The organism is Nonomuraea sp. NPDC049709 (assembly GCF_040674815.1).
GTDB lineage: Bacteria > Actinomycetota > Actinomycetes > Streptosporangiales > Streptosporangiaceae > Nonomuraea.
On record NZ_JBFANM010000030.1, the window covers coordinates 13,101 to 27,755 of the forward strand.

Annotated in this window: 11 protein-coding genes; 6 read left to right on the plus strand and 5 right to left on the minus strand. The window is 73.2% G+C overall.

What is annotated here, in order from left to right:
* The first annotated feature begins 1 nt into the window (after window position 1).
* Window positions 2-1,258 (plus strand): acyltransferase, encoded by a 1,257-nt coding sequence (locus AB0J69_RS28440; protein WP_364123141.1) that lies wholly within the window; start codon window positions 2-4, stop codon window positions 1,256-1,258.
* Here the strand turns inward: AB0J69_RS28440 and AB0J69_RS28445 are convergent.
* Window positions 1,255-3,738: a tetratricopeptide repeat protein gene (locus AB0J69_RS28445; protein WP_364123143.1), complete on the minus strand. Its 2,484-nt coding sequence runs from the start codon at window positions 3,736-3,738 to the stop codon at window positions 1,255-1,257. The genes AB0J69_RS28440 and AB0J69_RS28445 overlap by 4 nt on opposite strands.
* A gap of 238 nt (window positions 3,739-3,976) precedes the next feature.
* On the opposite strand from AB0J69_RS28445, the gene AB0J69_RS28450 reads away from it, so the two are divergent.
* Entirely contained in the window at window positions 3,977-4,342 is a 366-nt protein-coding gene (locus AB0J69_RS28450) for a PadR family transcriptional regulator (protein WP_364123145.1), read from the plus strand.
* Window positions 4,339-5,007, plus strand: a complete 669-nt coding sequence (locus tag AB0J69_RS28455) for a hypothetical protein (RefSeq protein ID WP_364123147.1) — start codon at window positions 4,339-4,341, stop codon at window positions 5,005-5,007. The genes AB0J69_RS28450 and AB0J69_RS28455 overlap by 4 nt, the downstream gene beginning before the upstream one ends.
* Window positions 5,008-5,118: 111 nt before the next feature.
* Here the strand turns inward: AB0J69_RS28455 and AB0J69_RS28460 are convergent, their stop codons facing one another.
* Window positions 5,119-6,348, minus strand: a complete 1,230-nt coding sequence (locus AB0J69_RS28460) for a flavin-dependent oxidoreductase (protein WP_364123149.1) — start codon at window positions 6,346-6,348, stop codon at window positions 5,119-5,121.
* A 176-nt stretch (window positions 6,349-6,524) separates the two neighbouring features.
* Window positions 6,525-7,115, minus strand: a complete 591-nt coding sequence (locus tag AB0J69_RS28465) for a TetR/AcrR family transcriptional regulator (RefSeq protein ID WP_364123151.1) — start codon at window positions 7,113-7,115, stop codon at window positions 6,525-6,527.
* A 145-nt stretch (window positions 7,116-7,260) separates the two neighbouring features.
* Here AB0J69_RS28465 and AB0J69_RS28470 point away from each other — a divergent pair, with 145 nt between their 5' ends.
* Both AB0J69_RS28470 and AB0J69_RS28475 read left to right on the plus strand, forming a co-directional pair.
* Window positions 7,261-8,280, plus strand: a complete 1,020-nt coding sequence (locus tag AB0J69_RS28470; RefSeq protein WP_364123153.1) for an aldo/keto reductase — start codon at window positions 7,261-7,263, stop codon at window positions 8,278-8,280.
* Window positions 8,281-8,642: 362 nt separating this feature from the next.
* Window positions 8,643-9,314 carry a 3'-5' exonuclease gene (locus tag AB0J69_RS28475; RefSeq protein ID WP_364123155.1) on the plus strand — a complete coding sequence of 224 codons (672 nt, stop codon included), beginning with the start codon at window positions 8,643-8,645 and terminating at the stop codon, window positions 9,312-9,314.
* Here the strand turns inward: AB0J69_RS28475 and AB0J69_RS28480 are convergent.
* Complete coding sequence (locus AB0J69_RS28480; RefSeq protein ID WP_364123157.1) at window positions 9,282-10,607, minus strand: aspartate aminotransferase family protein; 1,326 nt, start codon at window positions 10,605-10,607, stop codon at window positions 9,282-9,284. The two genes, AB0J69_RS28475 and AB0J69_RS28480, sit on opposite strands and share 33 nt — an antisense overlap.
* 117 nt (window positions 10,608-10,724) lie before the next feature.
* Here AB0J69_RS28480 and AB0J69_RS28485 point away from each other — a divergent pair, with 117 nt between their 5' ends.
* A complete protein-coding gene (locus tag AB0J69_RS28485) occupies window positions 10,725-11,630 on the plus strand; it encodes a LysR family transcriptional regulator (RefSeq protein WP_364123159.1) in 906 nt (301 codons plus the stop codon).
* 19 nt (window positions 11,631-11,649) lie between these two features.
* On the opposite strand, the gene AB0J69_RS28490 is transcribed toward AB0J69_RS28485, so the two are convergent.
* Window positions 11,650-14,418 carry an AAA family ATPase gene (locus AB0J69_RS28490; protein WP_364123160.1) on the minus strand — a complete coding sequence of 923 codons (2,769 nt, stop codon included), beginning with the start codon at window positions 14,416-14,418 and terminating at the stop codon, window positions 11,650-11,652.
* Window positions 14,419-14,655 lie beyond the last annotated feature (237 nt).

Here is a 14,655-nt window from a genome sequence, read left to right on the forward strand (position 1 = left end):
CATGCCGTCAACCCCTGCCAGCACCTCCTCCAGCGCCTCCTCCACCGATTCCGGGCGGCGGGCGGAGCTCGACGCCGTCCGGGTGCTGGTGGTGGTCGGGCTGGTGTTCTTCCACTCGGCGCTGGTGTTCGGCGCCCATGACGACTTCTACGTGAAGAACGCCGAGACCACCGACGTCACCCTGGTCGTCGCCGCCGTCGGCGTGCTGTGGGCGATGCCGCTGCTCTTCTTCCTGGCGGGCCTGGGCGCCTGGCACTCCCTGCGCCGCCGCAGCACCGGCGCGTTCGTCGCCGAACGCCTGCGCCGCCTCGGTGTGCCGCTGCTGTTCGGGACGCTCGTCCTCGTACCGGTCCCGCAGTGGTTACGCGTGCGCGCCGACCCCGCCCACCAGGAGTCGTACCTCGAGTTCCTGCCCCGCTTCTTCCAGATCGACCTGGAGCCGGGCAAGTTCCCCTTCGTCCTCCAGGGCGAGTTCTTCGAGACCGGCCACCTGTGGTTCCTGGTGCTGCTGCTCACCTTCTCCCTGCTGCTGGCCCCCGTCACGCACGGGTTCCGCTCGCCCGCGAACCGCGACCGGGCGGCACGGCTGCGCGACCGCATGGCCGCGTTCGCGGAGCGGCGACGCGGCGCCACCCTCCTGCCCGCCGTGCCGCTGGCGGTGTGGTGCGCGCTGGCGGGGCTGGAGGAGGAGTACGGGGGCTGGCACCGCTGGGCGTACCTGCTCTTCTATCTCTTCGGTTTCGTCTTCGCCACCGACGATCGCTTCAGGGCCGCCGCCCGCCGCGACGCCCGCCTGATTGTGCTCGCCGGGCTGCTGTTCTGCTTGGTCGGCGTGCCCGCGATGCTCCTGGCCGGCGACGCCGCCTTCACCGGGCCGGCGCCTCTCGCGATGGCCGGCAGGTCGTTGTTCGGCGCGGCCGGGTGGTGCTGGCTGATGGCGATCATCGGCCTCCTCGACCGGGTCCGCCCCGCCCGCCCCCGGACCGGCGGGCGCGAGCCGCGGCGCTGGTACGCCTACCTGTCCGAGGCCGTGCTGCCGCTCTACATCCTGCACCAGCCGATCGTGGTCGCGGTCGCCTACGGCGTCGTCCGGTGGGACGCCCCGATCGCCGTCAAGTTCACGGTCGTCGTCGTGACGTCGTTCGCCCTGCTGGTCCTCGCCTACGACCTCCTGGTCCGCCGCACCGGCGTCACGCGCTTCCTGTTCGGCCTGCGCCCCGCCCCCCGGGCCGCGCGTGACCAGGTGGATCAGGGTTAGCCGGAGGCCTGCCGGGCGAGGTGGGCCCGGATGCTCTCGACGTCGACCCCTTTCTCCTCGGTCCGGTCGATGCCGAGGGCGGTCATGATGTTCAGGGCCTGGGTCCAGTGGTGCCGGGCCTGGGCGGGCCGGCCGAGCGCGGCGTGGGCGTGGGCGAGGCCGTCGTGGGCGCGGGCCTGATCGCTCGACTGGCCGAGGGCCGAGGCCAGGTCGAGGGCCTGGTGATGGCTTTCGAGCGCCTCGGCGGCGCGCCCGCGGTCGTGCTGCAGCCGGCCGGAGCCGTGGAGGGCTTCGAACTGCCAGTTGTCGTTGCCGACCTGGCGCGCCAGGTCGAGCGCCTGCCGGTAGTGGTCGAGAGCCTGGTCGTGCCTTCCCTGCATCCGGTACAGCTGGCCGAGCCCGTTGAGGTTGATCAGCTCGCCCAGCATGTGCCCGATGCCGCGGGCCAGGGCCAGGGCCTGCGAGAAGCACTCTTCGGCCGGCCCGTACCGCCCGCGCTTCAGGTGGATGTGGCCCAGGCCCATCAGCGCCCGCGACTCACAGGTGCGGTGACCGACCGTCCTGGCGAGTTCGAGAGCTCGCGTCAGGTGCTCGGTGGCGGGCTCGTACTGTTCCATCAGCCGGTGCACCTGGCCGGAATCGATCAAGGAGTCCAGCTCGCCGATGCGGTGACCGATCGCCTGGGCGATGCCGAGCGCCTCCGTGAACGCCCCGGCGGCCGGTGCGAACTGGCCCTGGTACGCCTGGATCGTGCCCAGGCAGTGCAGCGCTCCGAGCTCGCCGGCCCGGTGGCCGGTGGAGCGGGCGATGTCCAGGGCCCGCATGATGTACTCCGTCGCCGTCTCGTACTGGTTCTGCGCGCAACGGATCTCGCCCAGCCCCAGGAGGGCCTCCATCTCGCCCGGACGATCCCCGGTGCCGCGGGCGGCGGACAGCGCCTGCGTCTGCAGGGCCGCGCCCTCGGCGTACCGGCCGCGGACGCGCAGGCAGCGGTGCAACGTGGCCGACAGGTGCCGGATGTGCGCGGGGAAGCCGTCGGCCGCGGCGTGCCGGGCGAGGGCGAGCAGGTTGGCCAGCTCCGCGTCCAGCCACGTCTCGGCGCTCGGCACGTCGGGCATGGACGCGGTGCCTGCCGGAGGGCGGGGCCGCATCTCCGCGTCGTAGGGGTAGAGGCGGTCCATCGCCGCCGAGGCGGCCCGGCTGTAGTGGTCCAGCAGCCGGGTCAGCGCGGCGCGCCGCTCGGTCTCGGGCTCCTCGTCGGCGGCCATCGCGGCGGCATGGGCGCGGATCAGGTCGTGCAGGCGGTAGCGGCCGATGACCGGCTCCTGCAGCAGATGAGCCTCGAGTAACCGATCCAGCAGCCGCACGGCCCGCCTCCGGCCGGTGTCCAGCAGCACGGCGACCGCCTCGGCCCCGATGTCCGGGCCGGCGTGCAGTCCCAGCAGCCGGTACGCGCGCCGCTCGTCGGCCGCCAGCTCCCGGTAGGACAGATCCAGCGCGGCCGTGACGCTGCGCTGGCCCGCGTGCAGCTCGCTCAGCAGGCTCCGGTGCTCCTCCAGCCGCTCCAGCAGGTGGCGCACGCTCCAGGCCGGATGGGCCTTCAACCGGGCCGCGGCCAGCCGGATCGCCAGCGGCAGCAGCCCGCACCGCCGTACCACCTCGGCCAGCGACTCCCGCGGCACGCCCGCCGCCCGCTCCGGCCCGGCGGTGCCGGCGAACAGCGCGATCGCGTCCGTGACCGGCAGGACGTCCACCGACACCGTACGGACACCGTCCAGGCCGACCAGCCGCCGCCGGCTCGTGATGAGCACCAGGCAGCCCCCCGCGCCCGGCAGCAGCGGCTCCACCTGCGCCTCGTCGGCGGCGTTGTCCAGCACGATCAGCATCCGGCGGCCGGCCAGCAGCGTGCGGTACAGAGCCGCCCGATCGTCCACGTGCTGCGGGATGGACTCCCCCGGGACGCCCAGCAGCCCCAGCACCCGGGCGAGCGTGTCGGCCGGGTCGGCCGGGGCCAGGCCCTGGGTGTAGCCGTGCAGGTCGACGAACAGGTCACCGTCGGGAAAACGGGCGGCCAGCCGGTGCGCGGCGTGCACGGCCAGCGCGGTCTTGCCGACCCCCGCCATGCCGTCGATGGCGGTGATCACCACCGTGGTCGCGTCGCCGGCGGCGTCCAGCAGGGCCATCTCCCGCGCCCGGCCGACGAACTCCACATCGGCCGGCAACTGCCGCGGCGTCGTGCGCGCCGGGCTCGGCAGCGGGATCTGCGGGACGCCGGTCGTGGCCTCGCTCAGGAGAGACATCTCGGCGGTGTCCAGGGCCAGCGCCGCACCCAGCAGCCGCAACGAGGTGCTGCGCGGCCGCCGCAGCTCACCCGACTCCAACCGGCGAACGGTCCGGGCGGTGAGCCCCGAGCGCTCCGCCAGCTGCTCCTGGGTCAGCAGCGCCCGCTCCCGCCAGCCCCGTAACAGAGCACCCAACATGGGTTGCTCCGCGGAAGGACCCCCATCGCCACCGTCGTGCGCGCCTGACGGCATGAACACAACCCCCGCGTCCGCAGTCCGGATGAGACAGGAGAATATGCCACACATCTTCGAGAGTCACTGTCATCGCCGACACTCCAACGTTGGGACACCGGCACCCTCACGGAAGAGTCAGTACGGCGGGCGGGGCGATCGGGGCCGCTTGCTAATAGGAAGATATCTTCCTATAGTTTTCCCCATGCCACGCCGCAAGCCCGGGACCCTGCTGCCGCTCGAGACCGAGATCCTCGACGCGGCGCTGTCGACGCTGAGCTCGGGGCAGGCCGCCTTCCACGGATTCGGTCTCGCCCAGACCATGCGCGAACAGAGCGGGTCACGTTCACTGACAGGACACGGAACCTTGTACAAAGCCCTGAGCCGGCTCGAGGAGTTCGGTCTGCTCACCTCCCGGTGGGAGGACACCGACGCGGTCGAAGGACGACCGCGCCGGCGACTGTACGAACTCACCGGGCAGGGGGCGCAGGTGGCCGAGCAGGCCCGGGCCGCCGCCGGCCCCGGTCAGGCCCCCGGCCGCCTCCCGCGCATCGCCCCGGGGCCGGCATGACGCCGGAGCGCGTGGCCGGGCTGGTGGCCCGATGGGTGCGCCTCTACACGCGGGGCCTGCCCGCCGCCATCGCCCAGCGCCGGATCGACGAGATCGACGCCGACCTGTACGACCACGTCGCCCACGAGCGGGCCCACGGGACCAGCGACTGGCGCATCGCCGCCGGCATCGGGTCCCGGATGCTCCGCGGCCTGGCCGCCGACGCCTCGTGGCGCGGCCGGCAGGCCAAGGCGGCCACCGACCACCCCCTGCCACCGGAGAAGGCGATGAGGAACCACAAGACCGCGTACCGGTCCGGCGTCGGCGTCGCGATCGCGACGGCCCTGTTCCTGCTCTGGCTGATGGGCGCCGTCGGCGTGATCGGGGTCGAAGGCGACCGCGCCGACCTGATGTACTTCGGGGTGCTCGCCGTCGGGGTCGTCGGCGCCGTCATCGCCCGCTTCCGTCCGTCCGGGATGGCACGCGCGTTGCTCGCCACGGCGTCCGCCCAGGCGCTGGTCGCCGTGATCGCGCTCATCGCCGGAAAACACCAGGCCCCGAACGCCTCCGTCGCCGAGATCGTCGGGCTGAACGGGATCTTCGTCGCGCTCTTCGTCGGATCGGCCTGGCTCTTCCGGCGCGCCGCGCGCAGGCAGCCTCCCGCGAACGCGGGGCCGCGGGCTTAGCCGGCGACGCGCCGGCCGCCTGCCACGCCCACCCCGCTTTTGGCTTGGTTCGCCTGGCGAGCGGTCGTGGGCGAACCGGGGCCGGGGCGTCACCTCGCCCCGGCCAGTCGTTCACGGCGCGGGGGCGGGGGAGACGTCGGTGGTCGGCTTGGGGTCTACGGACCAGCTGCGGCGGGCGTTGAGCGTGGCGGGCTCGAAACCGGCCAGTTTCTTGTAGCGCAGGGCGATCTCCTCCCGCTCGGCCAGCGGCATGACGTGCTCGATGTCGGTGAAACCCTGCGGGGCGCGCTCGTGGGCCAGCCTCAGGATGATCTCTGGGCCGTCCTCGCGGTTGGCCAGCACGACGTTGTTCGTGACCGGCCGGCGCTGGTCCTCGTAGAACTCCAGCCCCAGGTCGTTGGCCAGCGCGTACGCCAGGACGCGGGCGTCGATGACGGCCTGGGTGCCGCCGTTGGAGCCGGTCGGGTACATCGGGTGCGCCGCGTCGCCCATCAGCGTCACCGTCTCCGTCGACCAGCGCGGCAGCGGGTCTCGGTCGACGAGCGGGTACTCGAACACCTGCTCCGCGCCCGCGATGAGTGCGGAGATGTCCAGCTCGTCGCAATGCCAGCCCGCCACGTGGGGGAGGACCCTCTCCACGCCGATGGGCCGGTTCCAGTCGCCCCGCGGCACGCCCTCGACGTCCGCCGTGCGCTGGATGGCCCAGTTGATCAGCTGGGTGCCGTCCCCGGCGGGTGGGGCGATGGGGTAGATGACGAGCTTCTGCGTGCCGTCGCCGACCATGATCATGGATCTGCCGGTCATGAACGGCCTGGCGTACGTGGTGCCGCGCCACAGCACGTCGCCGCCCGGCAGCGGCTCGCCCTCGCCGGGGAACAGGGCCCGCCTGACGCTGGAGCGGATGCCGTCGGCGCCGATGAGCAGGTCCGCGTCGTGGCGGAGGTCGGTGACGGGGGAGTCGAGCACCACCGCGTCGGGGCCGAGGCGCTCGCGTACCGCCTCCAGCAGCATCAGCTGCAACCGGCCCCGATGGATCGAGTACTGGGGCCACCGGTAGCCCGCGTCCAGCCCGCGCGGCTCGGACCAGATCCGCTGCCCGCGGGGGGTGAGGAAGGTCAGGTCGGCGGTCGCCACGCCGATCGAGGCCAGGCGGTCGCCGAGGCCGAGCTCGATGAGCTCGCGTACGGCGTGCGGGAGGATGTTGATGCCGACGCCGAGCGGGTGGATCTCCTCCACCGCCTCGTGGACGGTCACCTCGGTGATCCCCGCGGCGTGCAGGCTCAGGGCCGCCGTCAGCCCCGCGATGCCGGCGCCGGCGATGACCACGCGGCGGGTCGTCATGAGAGGCCTCCCCGGGAGATCGGTGAGGAGGCATCCGGTAAGGACGGGAGATCGAGCGGGCTGAGCCTGAGTCCGGGCATGAACGCTCCAGATGTGGAAGACGTATTGCGGGACACGTTCGACTTTCAGGTGCTGGAAGTCTATGAGATGGCCGCCGTTTCCGCTCTTCCCTGCCGTCAGTGCGGTTGGCGGAGCCCGTCGATGAGGAGCCCCACCAGGCGGCGGGCGTCGTAGCGGGCGTCGCTGTCGGCGCCGATGCACAGGTTCCCGACGCCGCGCATGAGCTCGTAGGCCTCTATGTCGGGGCGGATCTCGCCGGCGGCGGCCGCGGCTTCGAGCAGCTGGGTGCACACGGGGAGGAGGCGGTCGATGAAATAGGCGTGCAGCGCGTCGAATCCGGCGTTGTCGGACTGCAGGACGGTGGCCAGCCCGTGCTTGGTGACCAGGAAGTCGACGAAGAGGTCGATCCATTGCGCCAGTGCGGCGTGCGGGGTGGCGCTGGTGGTCAGCAGGGCGGGACCGGCCTCGGCGCAGGCCTCGATCTGGTGCCGGAAGACGGCGATGATGAGATCCGCTCGCGTCGGGAAGTGGCGGTAGATCGTGGCCGTCCCGACGCCGGCCTTGGCGGAGATGTCGCGGACCGGGGCCTCCACACCGGAGGTGACGAAGATCGCGGCGGCCGCGTCGAGCAGGGCCTTCTTGTTGCGCTGGGCGTCCGCCCGCTTGGGCCGGGCCGTGCGCGCCGCGCTCTGGTCGCTGTCGTTCATCGTTCCCTCCGGTAGCGGAATTGCTAAACGGGACGGTGTCCCGTATTGTCGAAATCGGGACGTCGTTCCGCTTAGCTCATGATGCCAGAGCAGCGTACCCACGGCCAACAGCCATGCCTTCACTCCCCACGGAGGAGACACAGTCATGCAGTACCGCACCTTGGGCCGCACCGGTGTGCAGGTCAGCTCCCTCGCGCTCGGCGCGATGAACTTCGGCGCGATCGGCCGCACCACGCAGGACGAGGCCACCGCCATCGTCGACGCCGCCCTCGAGGCCGGGATCAACCTCATCGACACGGCCGACTGGTACAGCGCCGGTGAGTCGGAGGAGATGGTCGGCAAGGCCATCGCCGGCCGCCGCGACGACATCGTGCTGGCCACGAAGGCCTGCATGCCCATGGGCGAGGAGCGCAACCACCAGGGCAGCTCGCGCCGCTGGCTGGTCACCGAGCTGGACAACAGCCTGCGGCGCCTCGGCGTCGACCACGTCGACCTCTATCAGATCCACCGGTGGGACCCGAGCACCAGCGACGAGGAGACGCTGTCGGCGCTGACCGACCTGCAGCGCGCGGGGAAGATCCGCTACTTCGGCTCCTCGACCTTCCCGGCCTACCGCATCGTGCAGGCGGAGTGGGCCGCGCGCCGGCATCGCCTGAGCCGGTACGTCACCGAACAGCCCAGCTACTCCATCCTGCAGCGCGGGATCGAGGCCCACGTCCTGCCCGTGACCGAGGAGTACGGGCTCGGCGTGCTGGCCTGGAGCCCGCTCGCCTCCGGCTGGCTGTCGGGCGCGGTCCGCGAAGGCCGGGAGGTCGCCACCCACCGCTCGGCGATCCTGCCGGAGCGCTTCGACCTCTCCATCCCCTCCAACCGGGCCAGGCTGGACGCGGTCGAGCAGCTGGCCAAGGTCGCCGACCAGGCCGGTCTGACCTTGATCCAGCTGGCGCTCGGATTCGTCACCGCGCACCCCGCCGTGACCAGCGCGATCATCGGCCCCCGTACGTTGGAGCACCTGCACACGCAGCTGGCCGCCGCGGACACCGTGCTCTCCGCCGACGTGCTCGACGCCATCGACGCGATCGTCGCGCCCGGCACCGACCTCGCCCCCCACGAGAAGTTCGACACCCCGCCCGCCCTGCTCGACCCGTCGCTCCGCCGCCGCTGACCCGGCACCCCGAGCGCCATGCGACCGTCGCCGCACCGCCGCACCGCGCCCGGCCACCACCGTCGCCCCCGCTCCCTGCCCCCGCCCCGGTGGTTGCTCCCGCCCCCCGCCCCCGCCCCGGCGGTCGCTCCCGTCCGCCGTCGCCGTCGGCGTCGCCGCTTTCGCCTGGGCCTGCGCGTCCGCCGGCGCCTGGGGCGTGGCAGTGCCCTGGCCGGCCATCTGGGGTACGGCGGCTCCGCGACCGGTGAGCAGCACCCCTCGGCGCGGAGTGCTGCGCGTGCGGTGGCGGCCGGGGTACCGTCAGCGCGTGGATACGCGCGCCGCCGGTGCCGGAACGGACGGGGCCGGCCCTGGAGCGGTTGATGGCTGAGGCCGCGGCGCTCTACGGCGAGGTCGCCTTCGCCCGGCACACCTACCTCGTCATCGACTTCGAGGGGTTGACTCCCGCGGGGCGGCCCGCCGTTCCGGTGGAGGTGGCGGTGCTCGCTCTCAGGGTTGCCGCCGACGGCCTGGCGGAGTCGTGGCGGTTCGAGTCGCTGATCGCGCCGCCCCCGGGGATGGCCGTCACCTCCTACGACATGCGCCTGACGGGCATCACCGCGGCGATGCTGGCCACGGCCGCCGGGCCCGAGCAGGTCATGGCCGAGCTCGACCGCCGGTTGACGGCGCCGCCGTACCGGCTGGTCGCCCACCACGCGCCCACCGAGGCGGGAATCATCGCGCACCAGCGACGGCACTGCCCCGCGCTGGCCGGGGTCCCGCTGCTGGACACCGTACGGCTGGCCCGGGCGCTGTACCCGGAGCTGTCGTCGCACCGGCTGGACGCCCTGGTGAGGTATCTGCGCATCGAGCCGCCCGCGCGCCGTCACCGGGCGATGCCGGACGTGCTGGCCACGGCGTGCCTGTTCGAGCGCCTGGTGGCCGACGGCGGGCGAACGGGTCGCTGGCGGGCACTTGGCGATCTCGACCGCGTCGGGGGGCTGGCGCCCAGGCGTCCGGCGTCACGTGCGGGAGTTCAGGCCGGGCTGTTCTGAGCCGAGCACGGCCTTGAGGGACGCCTCGAGGATGTCCATGCCCGCGTGCAGGTCGTCCTCGCCGATCGTGAGCGGCGGGGCGATGCGGAAGATGCCCCCCATCCCGGGCAGCTGGACGATGTTCATGTGCAGCCCCCGCTCGAGGCAGGCCGAGGTGACCGCGTGGCCCAGCGCGTCGGCGGGTGCCTTGGTCCGCTTGTCCCGTACGAGCTCGATGCCCTGGAGCAGGCCACGGCCGCGAACGTCACCGACGACCTCGTAGCCGTCGCGCAGCGCCAGCAGCCGCTCGGTGAGCTGGGCGCCCAGCCGGGCGGCGCGCTCGACGAGGTGCTCGCGCTCGATGACGTCCAGGACGGTCAGCGCGACGGCGGCCGCCAGCGGGTCGGAGACGTGCGTGGTGTAGAAGAGGAACCCGCGGTCGTGGCAGGTCTGCTCGATCTCGGCGGTCGTGACGACGGCCGCCACCGGCAGCCCGGCACCGAGGGTCTTCGACAGCGTCAGGATGTCGGGGGTGACCCCGTCGCGGTCGAACGCGTACATCGTCCCGGTGCGGCCGAGACCCGTCTGCGCCTCGTCGAGGATGAGCAGCATCCCGCGCTCCTCGCACATCTCCTTGAGGCGGCGGAGATACCCCGGCGGCAGCTCGATGATCCCGCCCGAGGACAGGACGGGCTCGATGAGGCAGGCCGCGAGGCTCCCGGCGGACTGCTGGTCGACCAGGGCGAAGCCGTACGCGAGCTCGGCCGCCCAGTCGTGCGATCCGTCGGAGGCCCGGAACGGCGACCGGTACGCGTTCGGCGCGGGCAGGGCGAGGTTCCCCGGCGCCGGCGGGCCGTAGCCGCGCCGCCCGGCCGAGAAGGTCGCGGAGGCAGCCCCCTGGGTCATGCCGTGCCACGAGCGGTCGAAGGAGACGATCTCGTAGCGGCCGGTGGAGAGCTTGGCCATCTTGATCGCGGCCTCGTTCGCCTCGGCCCCCGTGGTGAGCAGCATCATCCTGGCCAGTGCGGGCGGCAGGGTCGCGGTGAGCCGGTCGGCGAGCTCCAGCACCGGGGCGCTGAGCATGCCGCTGTAGAGGTGGTCCAGCGACGCGACCGCGGACGAGACCGTCGCCACGATGTCCGGGTGGGCGTGGCCGAGGATGGCGCTCATCTGCCCCGAGGTGAAGTCGAGGATCGCCGTGCCCTGGTGGTCGAAGACGTACGCGCCGGAGGCACGTTCGATGAGCCGCGGGGTGAAGCCGACTCCGTAGCGGATCAGGCGCCGGCCCGCCTCGTCCAAGAACGTCGTGTCCATGGCCAACCCTCTCTGACCGCGCGAATGCCGTGTCAGGTGCCATCTTCGATCGACGGCACGAGTCGTAACAAGCACACAAAACCGGCTGACCATTCGGCATTGCCTTACTGTTGGCGCATGCTCAACCCGCGACGTCTCGCGATCCTGCGCGCGGTCCTGGCGGCCGGGTCGATCAACCGGGCGGCACGAAACCTCAGCTACTCGCCCGCGACGATCAGCCAGCACATGACCGCCCTGGCGAAGGAGACCGGGCTGACCCTGTTCGAGAAGCAGGGGCGCGGCATCGTCCCCACCGAGGCCGCGCGGCAGCTGGCGGATCAGGCTCAGTCGCTCCTCGCCGACTTCGGCCGCCTCGATCGGGTCGTCGCGGACCTGCGCGGCGGTCAGGCCGAGCACCTGGCGATCGCCTGCTTCGCCTCCGCGGCCGAGCGGTGGATCCCGGAGGTCGTACGGACCGTTCGCCGGCACCGGCCGAACCTGACCGTCGAGATCAGCCTCAACGAACCCGTCGACGGGCGCGGCCGCCGGCGACCGGACCTCGACATCCGGACCGAGCCCGCCGACGGGGCGGGGGTGCACCTCGACGGCTACCGGCGTCACGAGCTGACCGTCGAGGAGCTCGTCGCCGTGCTCCCCGCCGCGCACCCGCTCGCCGACGCCCCCGGCCTCGCCCTCCGCGACCTCGAAGGCGAACCGTGGGTGGACCACGACATCTACGACAGCCCGATCGGGCAGATCATCCAGAGCGCGTGCGGGGCCGCCGGGTTCACGCCGCGCTACGCCGCCCGCCTGGACGACCATCGGGCGGCGCTGCGGCTGGTGGCGGCGGGCATCGGGGTCGCCGTCCTGCCGCGCCTGGCCGTGGCGGAGCTTCCCGGCGGGCTCGTCGCCAGGCCGCTGGTCCGTCCCACCGTGCTGCGGCGCATCGCCGTGCACGCCCGCCGGGATCGACGCCGCGCCGACCTCATCGCCCGCGCGGTGGCGCAGCTCCACGACAGCGCACGCCGGAGCGAGACCGCGTAGCGCGCCTACGAGGGGAGGGTCAGGTCGTGGCCGTGCCCTGCAGCAGGGTGGTGCGGATCTGTCTGCGGGAGACGATGCCCAGCTTCGTGAAGACCTTGCGTAAGTGCCACTCCACCGTGTGCGGGCTGATGAAGAGCTGGGCGCCGATCTCGGGGTTCGTCAGTCCGTCGCCGGCCAGGCGGGCTATCTGCGCCTCCTGGGCGGTCAGAGTGGCGGCGCGCACCTCGGCGGGGCGCCTGCGTACGGTCTCGCCGGCGGCCTGCAGCTCCCGCCGGGCCCGTTCCGCGAACGCCTCGGCCCCCATCCGGTCGAGCAGCTCGTGGGCGATGCCCAGGTGCTCGCGCGCGTCGAGGCGGCGGCCCTCCCGGCGCAGCCACTCGCCGTAGAGCAGCCGGGCGCGGGCGGACATCACCCGGACCTCGGTACGGCCGAGCCGCTCGATCGCCTCGCGGTAGAGAGCCTCGGCGACCGGTCCTTCGCTCACCTGGGCACGGGCGCCGGCCGCGGTGCCCAGGGCCCAGTCGGTCCGGCTGGCCTGCGCCATCTCGTCGAGCAGCTGGGCGGCGGCGGCAGCGCGGGCCGGCCGGCAGCTGCGGACGGCCGCCTCGACGAGCTCCACCGTGGACCACATGGACAGCCCGAGCTCCTGCGGGTGCTCGGCGCCGCGCTCGGCCGCGGCGTACGCCTCCTCGTAGCGGCCGAGGCCGTTGTAGAGCACCGAGGCCGCCCACTGGGTGGCGGTCAGCACCTTCCCCTCACCTTGAAGGGCCAGATCCCGGGTGATCAGGTCGATCACCTGGCGGGTCTCGGTCTCCCGGCCCCGCCACGGCTCCAGCACCAGGGCTCCGTACTGGGCCATGAAGCGGCTGCCCGTCGCCTCACCGATCGTCGCCGCCTCGGCGACCAGCGATTCGGCGACGGCGAGCTCGCCGGCCAGGACCCGGTTCGACAGGAGCAGCAGCAGGGCCGACGGCAGCACCGACAGCGCCCCCGTCTCGCGGGCCAGGTCGGTCAGCCGCGTCGAGAGCACCGTCCAGCTGTCGAAGTCCCACGCGTTGTGGGCCATGCGGCACGCGAGCGGGAGCCAGCCGAGCCCTTCTTCCCTGGAGACCCCGTCGGTCCGGAAGGCGTCCAGGGCCTGCCGGACCATCGGCACGCCCGCCGCGTAGCCCTCGACGGTCATCACGGCCAGGCCGTTGAGGAGCAGATCGTTGCGCTCGGGTGGCGGTCCGGGCGGTGCGGCGAGCGTGGCCTCGGCGATGTCCGCCATCTGGGCGCCGCTCGGCAGCCGGCCGGCGGTGAGCGCCGCGTACAGCGCGTCGCGGTAGGTCTCGCGGGCCGCCCCGGCGTCCAGCGGCTCCAGGCGCCTGGCGGCTTTGAGCAGCAGCGGCAGGGCGGCGCCCGCGCTTCTGGAGGCGAACACGATCTGGCCGCGCAGCAGGCTGGACTGGGCGAGCTCGCGCTCGTGCAGGGGGCTGAGCTCCGCGGCGTCCAGCAGATCGAGCGCGGCGTCGTATCCGCCGGCCTGGTATTTGACCCGGGCCGCCGCCAGCGCTCTGGCTCCGCGGCGTGCCGGGTCGGGGGTCAGCTCGGCCGCCCGCTCCAGGAACGCCGCGGCCGCCGCGACCCCGCCGCGGGCCCGGGCCCGATCGGCGGAGCGCTCCAGCTCGGTGGCCACCGTCTCGTCGGGGGCGGCCGTCGCGTTGGCCAGATGCCAGGCCCGGCGGTCGGGATCGGCCCGCGGATCGGTCGCGCCGGCCAGCGCACGGTGCACCAGCTGCCGGTTCTCCGGGTCCGCCACCCGGTAGGCCGCCGAGCGTACGAGGGAATGGCGGAACCGGACGCGGGTCCCGATGGTGATCAGGCCCGCCGCCTCCGCCGGCGACGCGGCGGCCGCGTCGATGCCCAGCAGCTCCGCCGCCCGGGTCAGCAGGGACACATCGCCCACCGGCTCGGCCGCGGCGATGAGCAGCATTTGCTGCGCCTCGGCCGGGAGCGCCCGGACCTGCCGCAGGAAGCTGTGCTCGATCTGGCCGGCCAGCGGCCGCGCGTCCGGCCGCCCGAACCCGCCGGCCAGCTCCGCCGGTGTCAGTCCCCGGGGCAGCTCCAGCAGGGCCAGCGGGTTGCCCTGAGCCTCGGCGAGGATCCGGTCCCGGACCCGCTCGTCCAGCCGCCCGGGCGTCACGGAGTCCAGCAGGGCACGGGCGTCGTTGTCGGTCAACCGCCCCACCGCCAGCTGCGGCAGCCCCGCCAGCTCGGGCCGCAGACCGGGCTCGCGCACCGCGAGCACCAGCCCGATCGGCTCGGCGAGCAGGCGCCGCGCGACGAAGGCGAGGGTCTGCGCGGAGACCAGGTCGAGCCACTGGGCGTCGTCGATCAGGCAGACCAGCGGCTCCTTCCCGGCCACGTCGGCGAGCAGGGTCAGCACCGCCAGCCCGACCAGGAAGCGGTCCGGCGGATGTCCCGAGCTCAGGCCGAACGCGGTTTGCAGCGCGTCGCGCTGCGGGCCGGGCAGGTGGGCGAGGTGGTCCAGGAACGGGGCGCACAGCTGGTGCAGCCCGCCGAAGGCCAGCTCCATCTCCGACTCGACGCCGGCCGCCCGGGCGATCCGGCAGCCGGACGCGCTGCCCCGCACGTGGTCCAGCAGCGCCGTCTTGCCGATGCCGGCCTCGCCGCGTACGACCATGACCGCGCTGCGGCCGGCCTGCACCGTCGCCACCAGCTGGTCCAGCGCCTCGCACTCGACCCGCCGCCCGCGCAGCCGCAACCTGGGATCCCTGCCCGCCATGGATATCGCCCCCCGGGCCGGCGACTGCCGAGGAGGTGGGAGACGGCCGGCGCTACGTCCTTGTGTCGCTTGGCAGCGTATCCCCCTGGTCGCCGAACGCGGCACGCGCCCCCGGCGGCTCCGGACGAGCGCTGTCACGAATCGCCTGGCCGCTCTGTCCAAGGGACGGAACTCATCCGACCCGTGATGTGAGAGGTAGATCATGACAGCTTCCTGTCGCCGGAGAGCGGCACGCGT

What these genes read in the sequence shown, in the direction of transcription:
- AB0J69_RS28440 (WP_364123141.1), top strand. Translation starts at nt 2, where the DNA reads ATGCCGTCAACCCCTGCCAGCACCTCCTCCAGCGCCTCCTCCACCGAT.
- AB0J69_RS28445 (WP_364123143.1), bottom strand. Translation starts at nt 3,738, where the DNA reads ATGTTGGGTGCTCTGTTACGGGGCTGGCGGGAGCGGGCGCTGCTGACC.
- AB0J69_RS28450 (WP_364123145.1), top strand. Translation starts at nt 3,977, where the DNA reads ATGCCACGCCGCAAGCCCGGGACCCTGCTGCCGCTCGAGACCGAGATC.
- AB0J69_RS28455 (WP_364123147.1), top strand. Translation starts at nt 4,339, where the DNA reads ATGACGCCGGAGCGCGTGGCCGGGCTGGTGGCCCGATGGGTGCGCCTC.
- AB0J69_RS28460 (WP_364123149.1), bottom strand. Translation starts at nt 6,348, where the DNA reads ATGACGACCCGCCGCGTGGTCATCGCCGGCGCCGGCATCGCGGGGCTG.
- AB0J69_RS28465 (WP_364123151.1), bottom strand. Translation starts at nt 7,115, where the DNA reads ATGAACGACAGCGACCAGAGCGCGGCGCGCACGGCCCGGCCCAAGCGG.
- AB0J69_RS28470 (WP_364123153.1), top strand. Translation starts at nt 7,261, where the DNA reads ATGCAGTACCGCACCTTGGGCCGCACCGGTGTGCAGGTCAGCTCCCTC.
- AB0J69_RS28475 (WP_364123155.1), top strand. Translation starts at nt 8,643, where the DNA reads ATGGCTGAGGCCGCGGCGCTCTACGGCGAGGTCGCCTTCGCCCGGCAC.
- AB0J69_RS28480 (WP_364123157.1), bottom strand. Translation starts at nt 10,607, where the DNA reads ATGGACACGACGTTCTTGGACGAGGCGGGCCGGCGCCTGATCCGCTAC.
- AB0J69_RS28485 (WP_364123159.1), top strand. Translation starts at nt 10,725, where the DNA reads ATGCTCAACCCGCGACGTCTCGCGATCCTGCGCGCGGTCCTGGCGGCC.
- AB0J69_RS28490 (WP_364123160.1), bottom strand. Translation starts at nt 14,418, where the DNA reads ATGGCGGGCAGGGATCCCAGGTTGCGGCTGCGCGGGCGGCGGGTCGAG.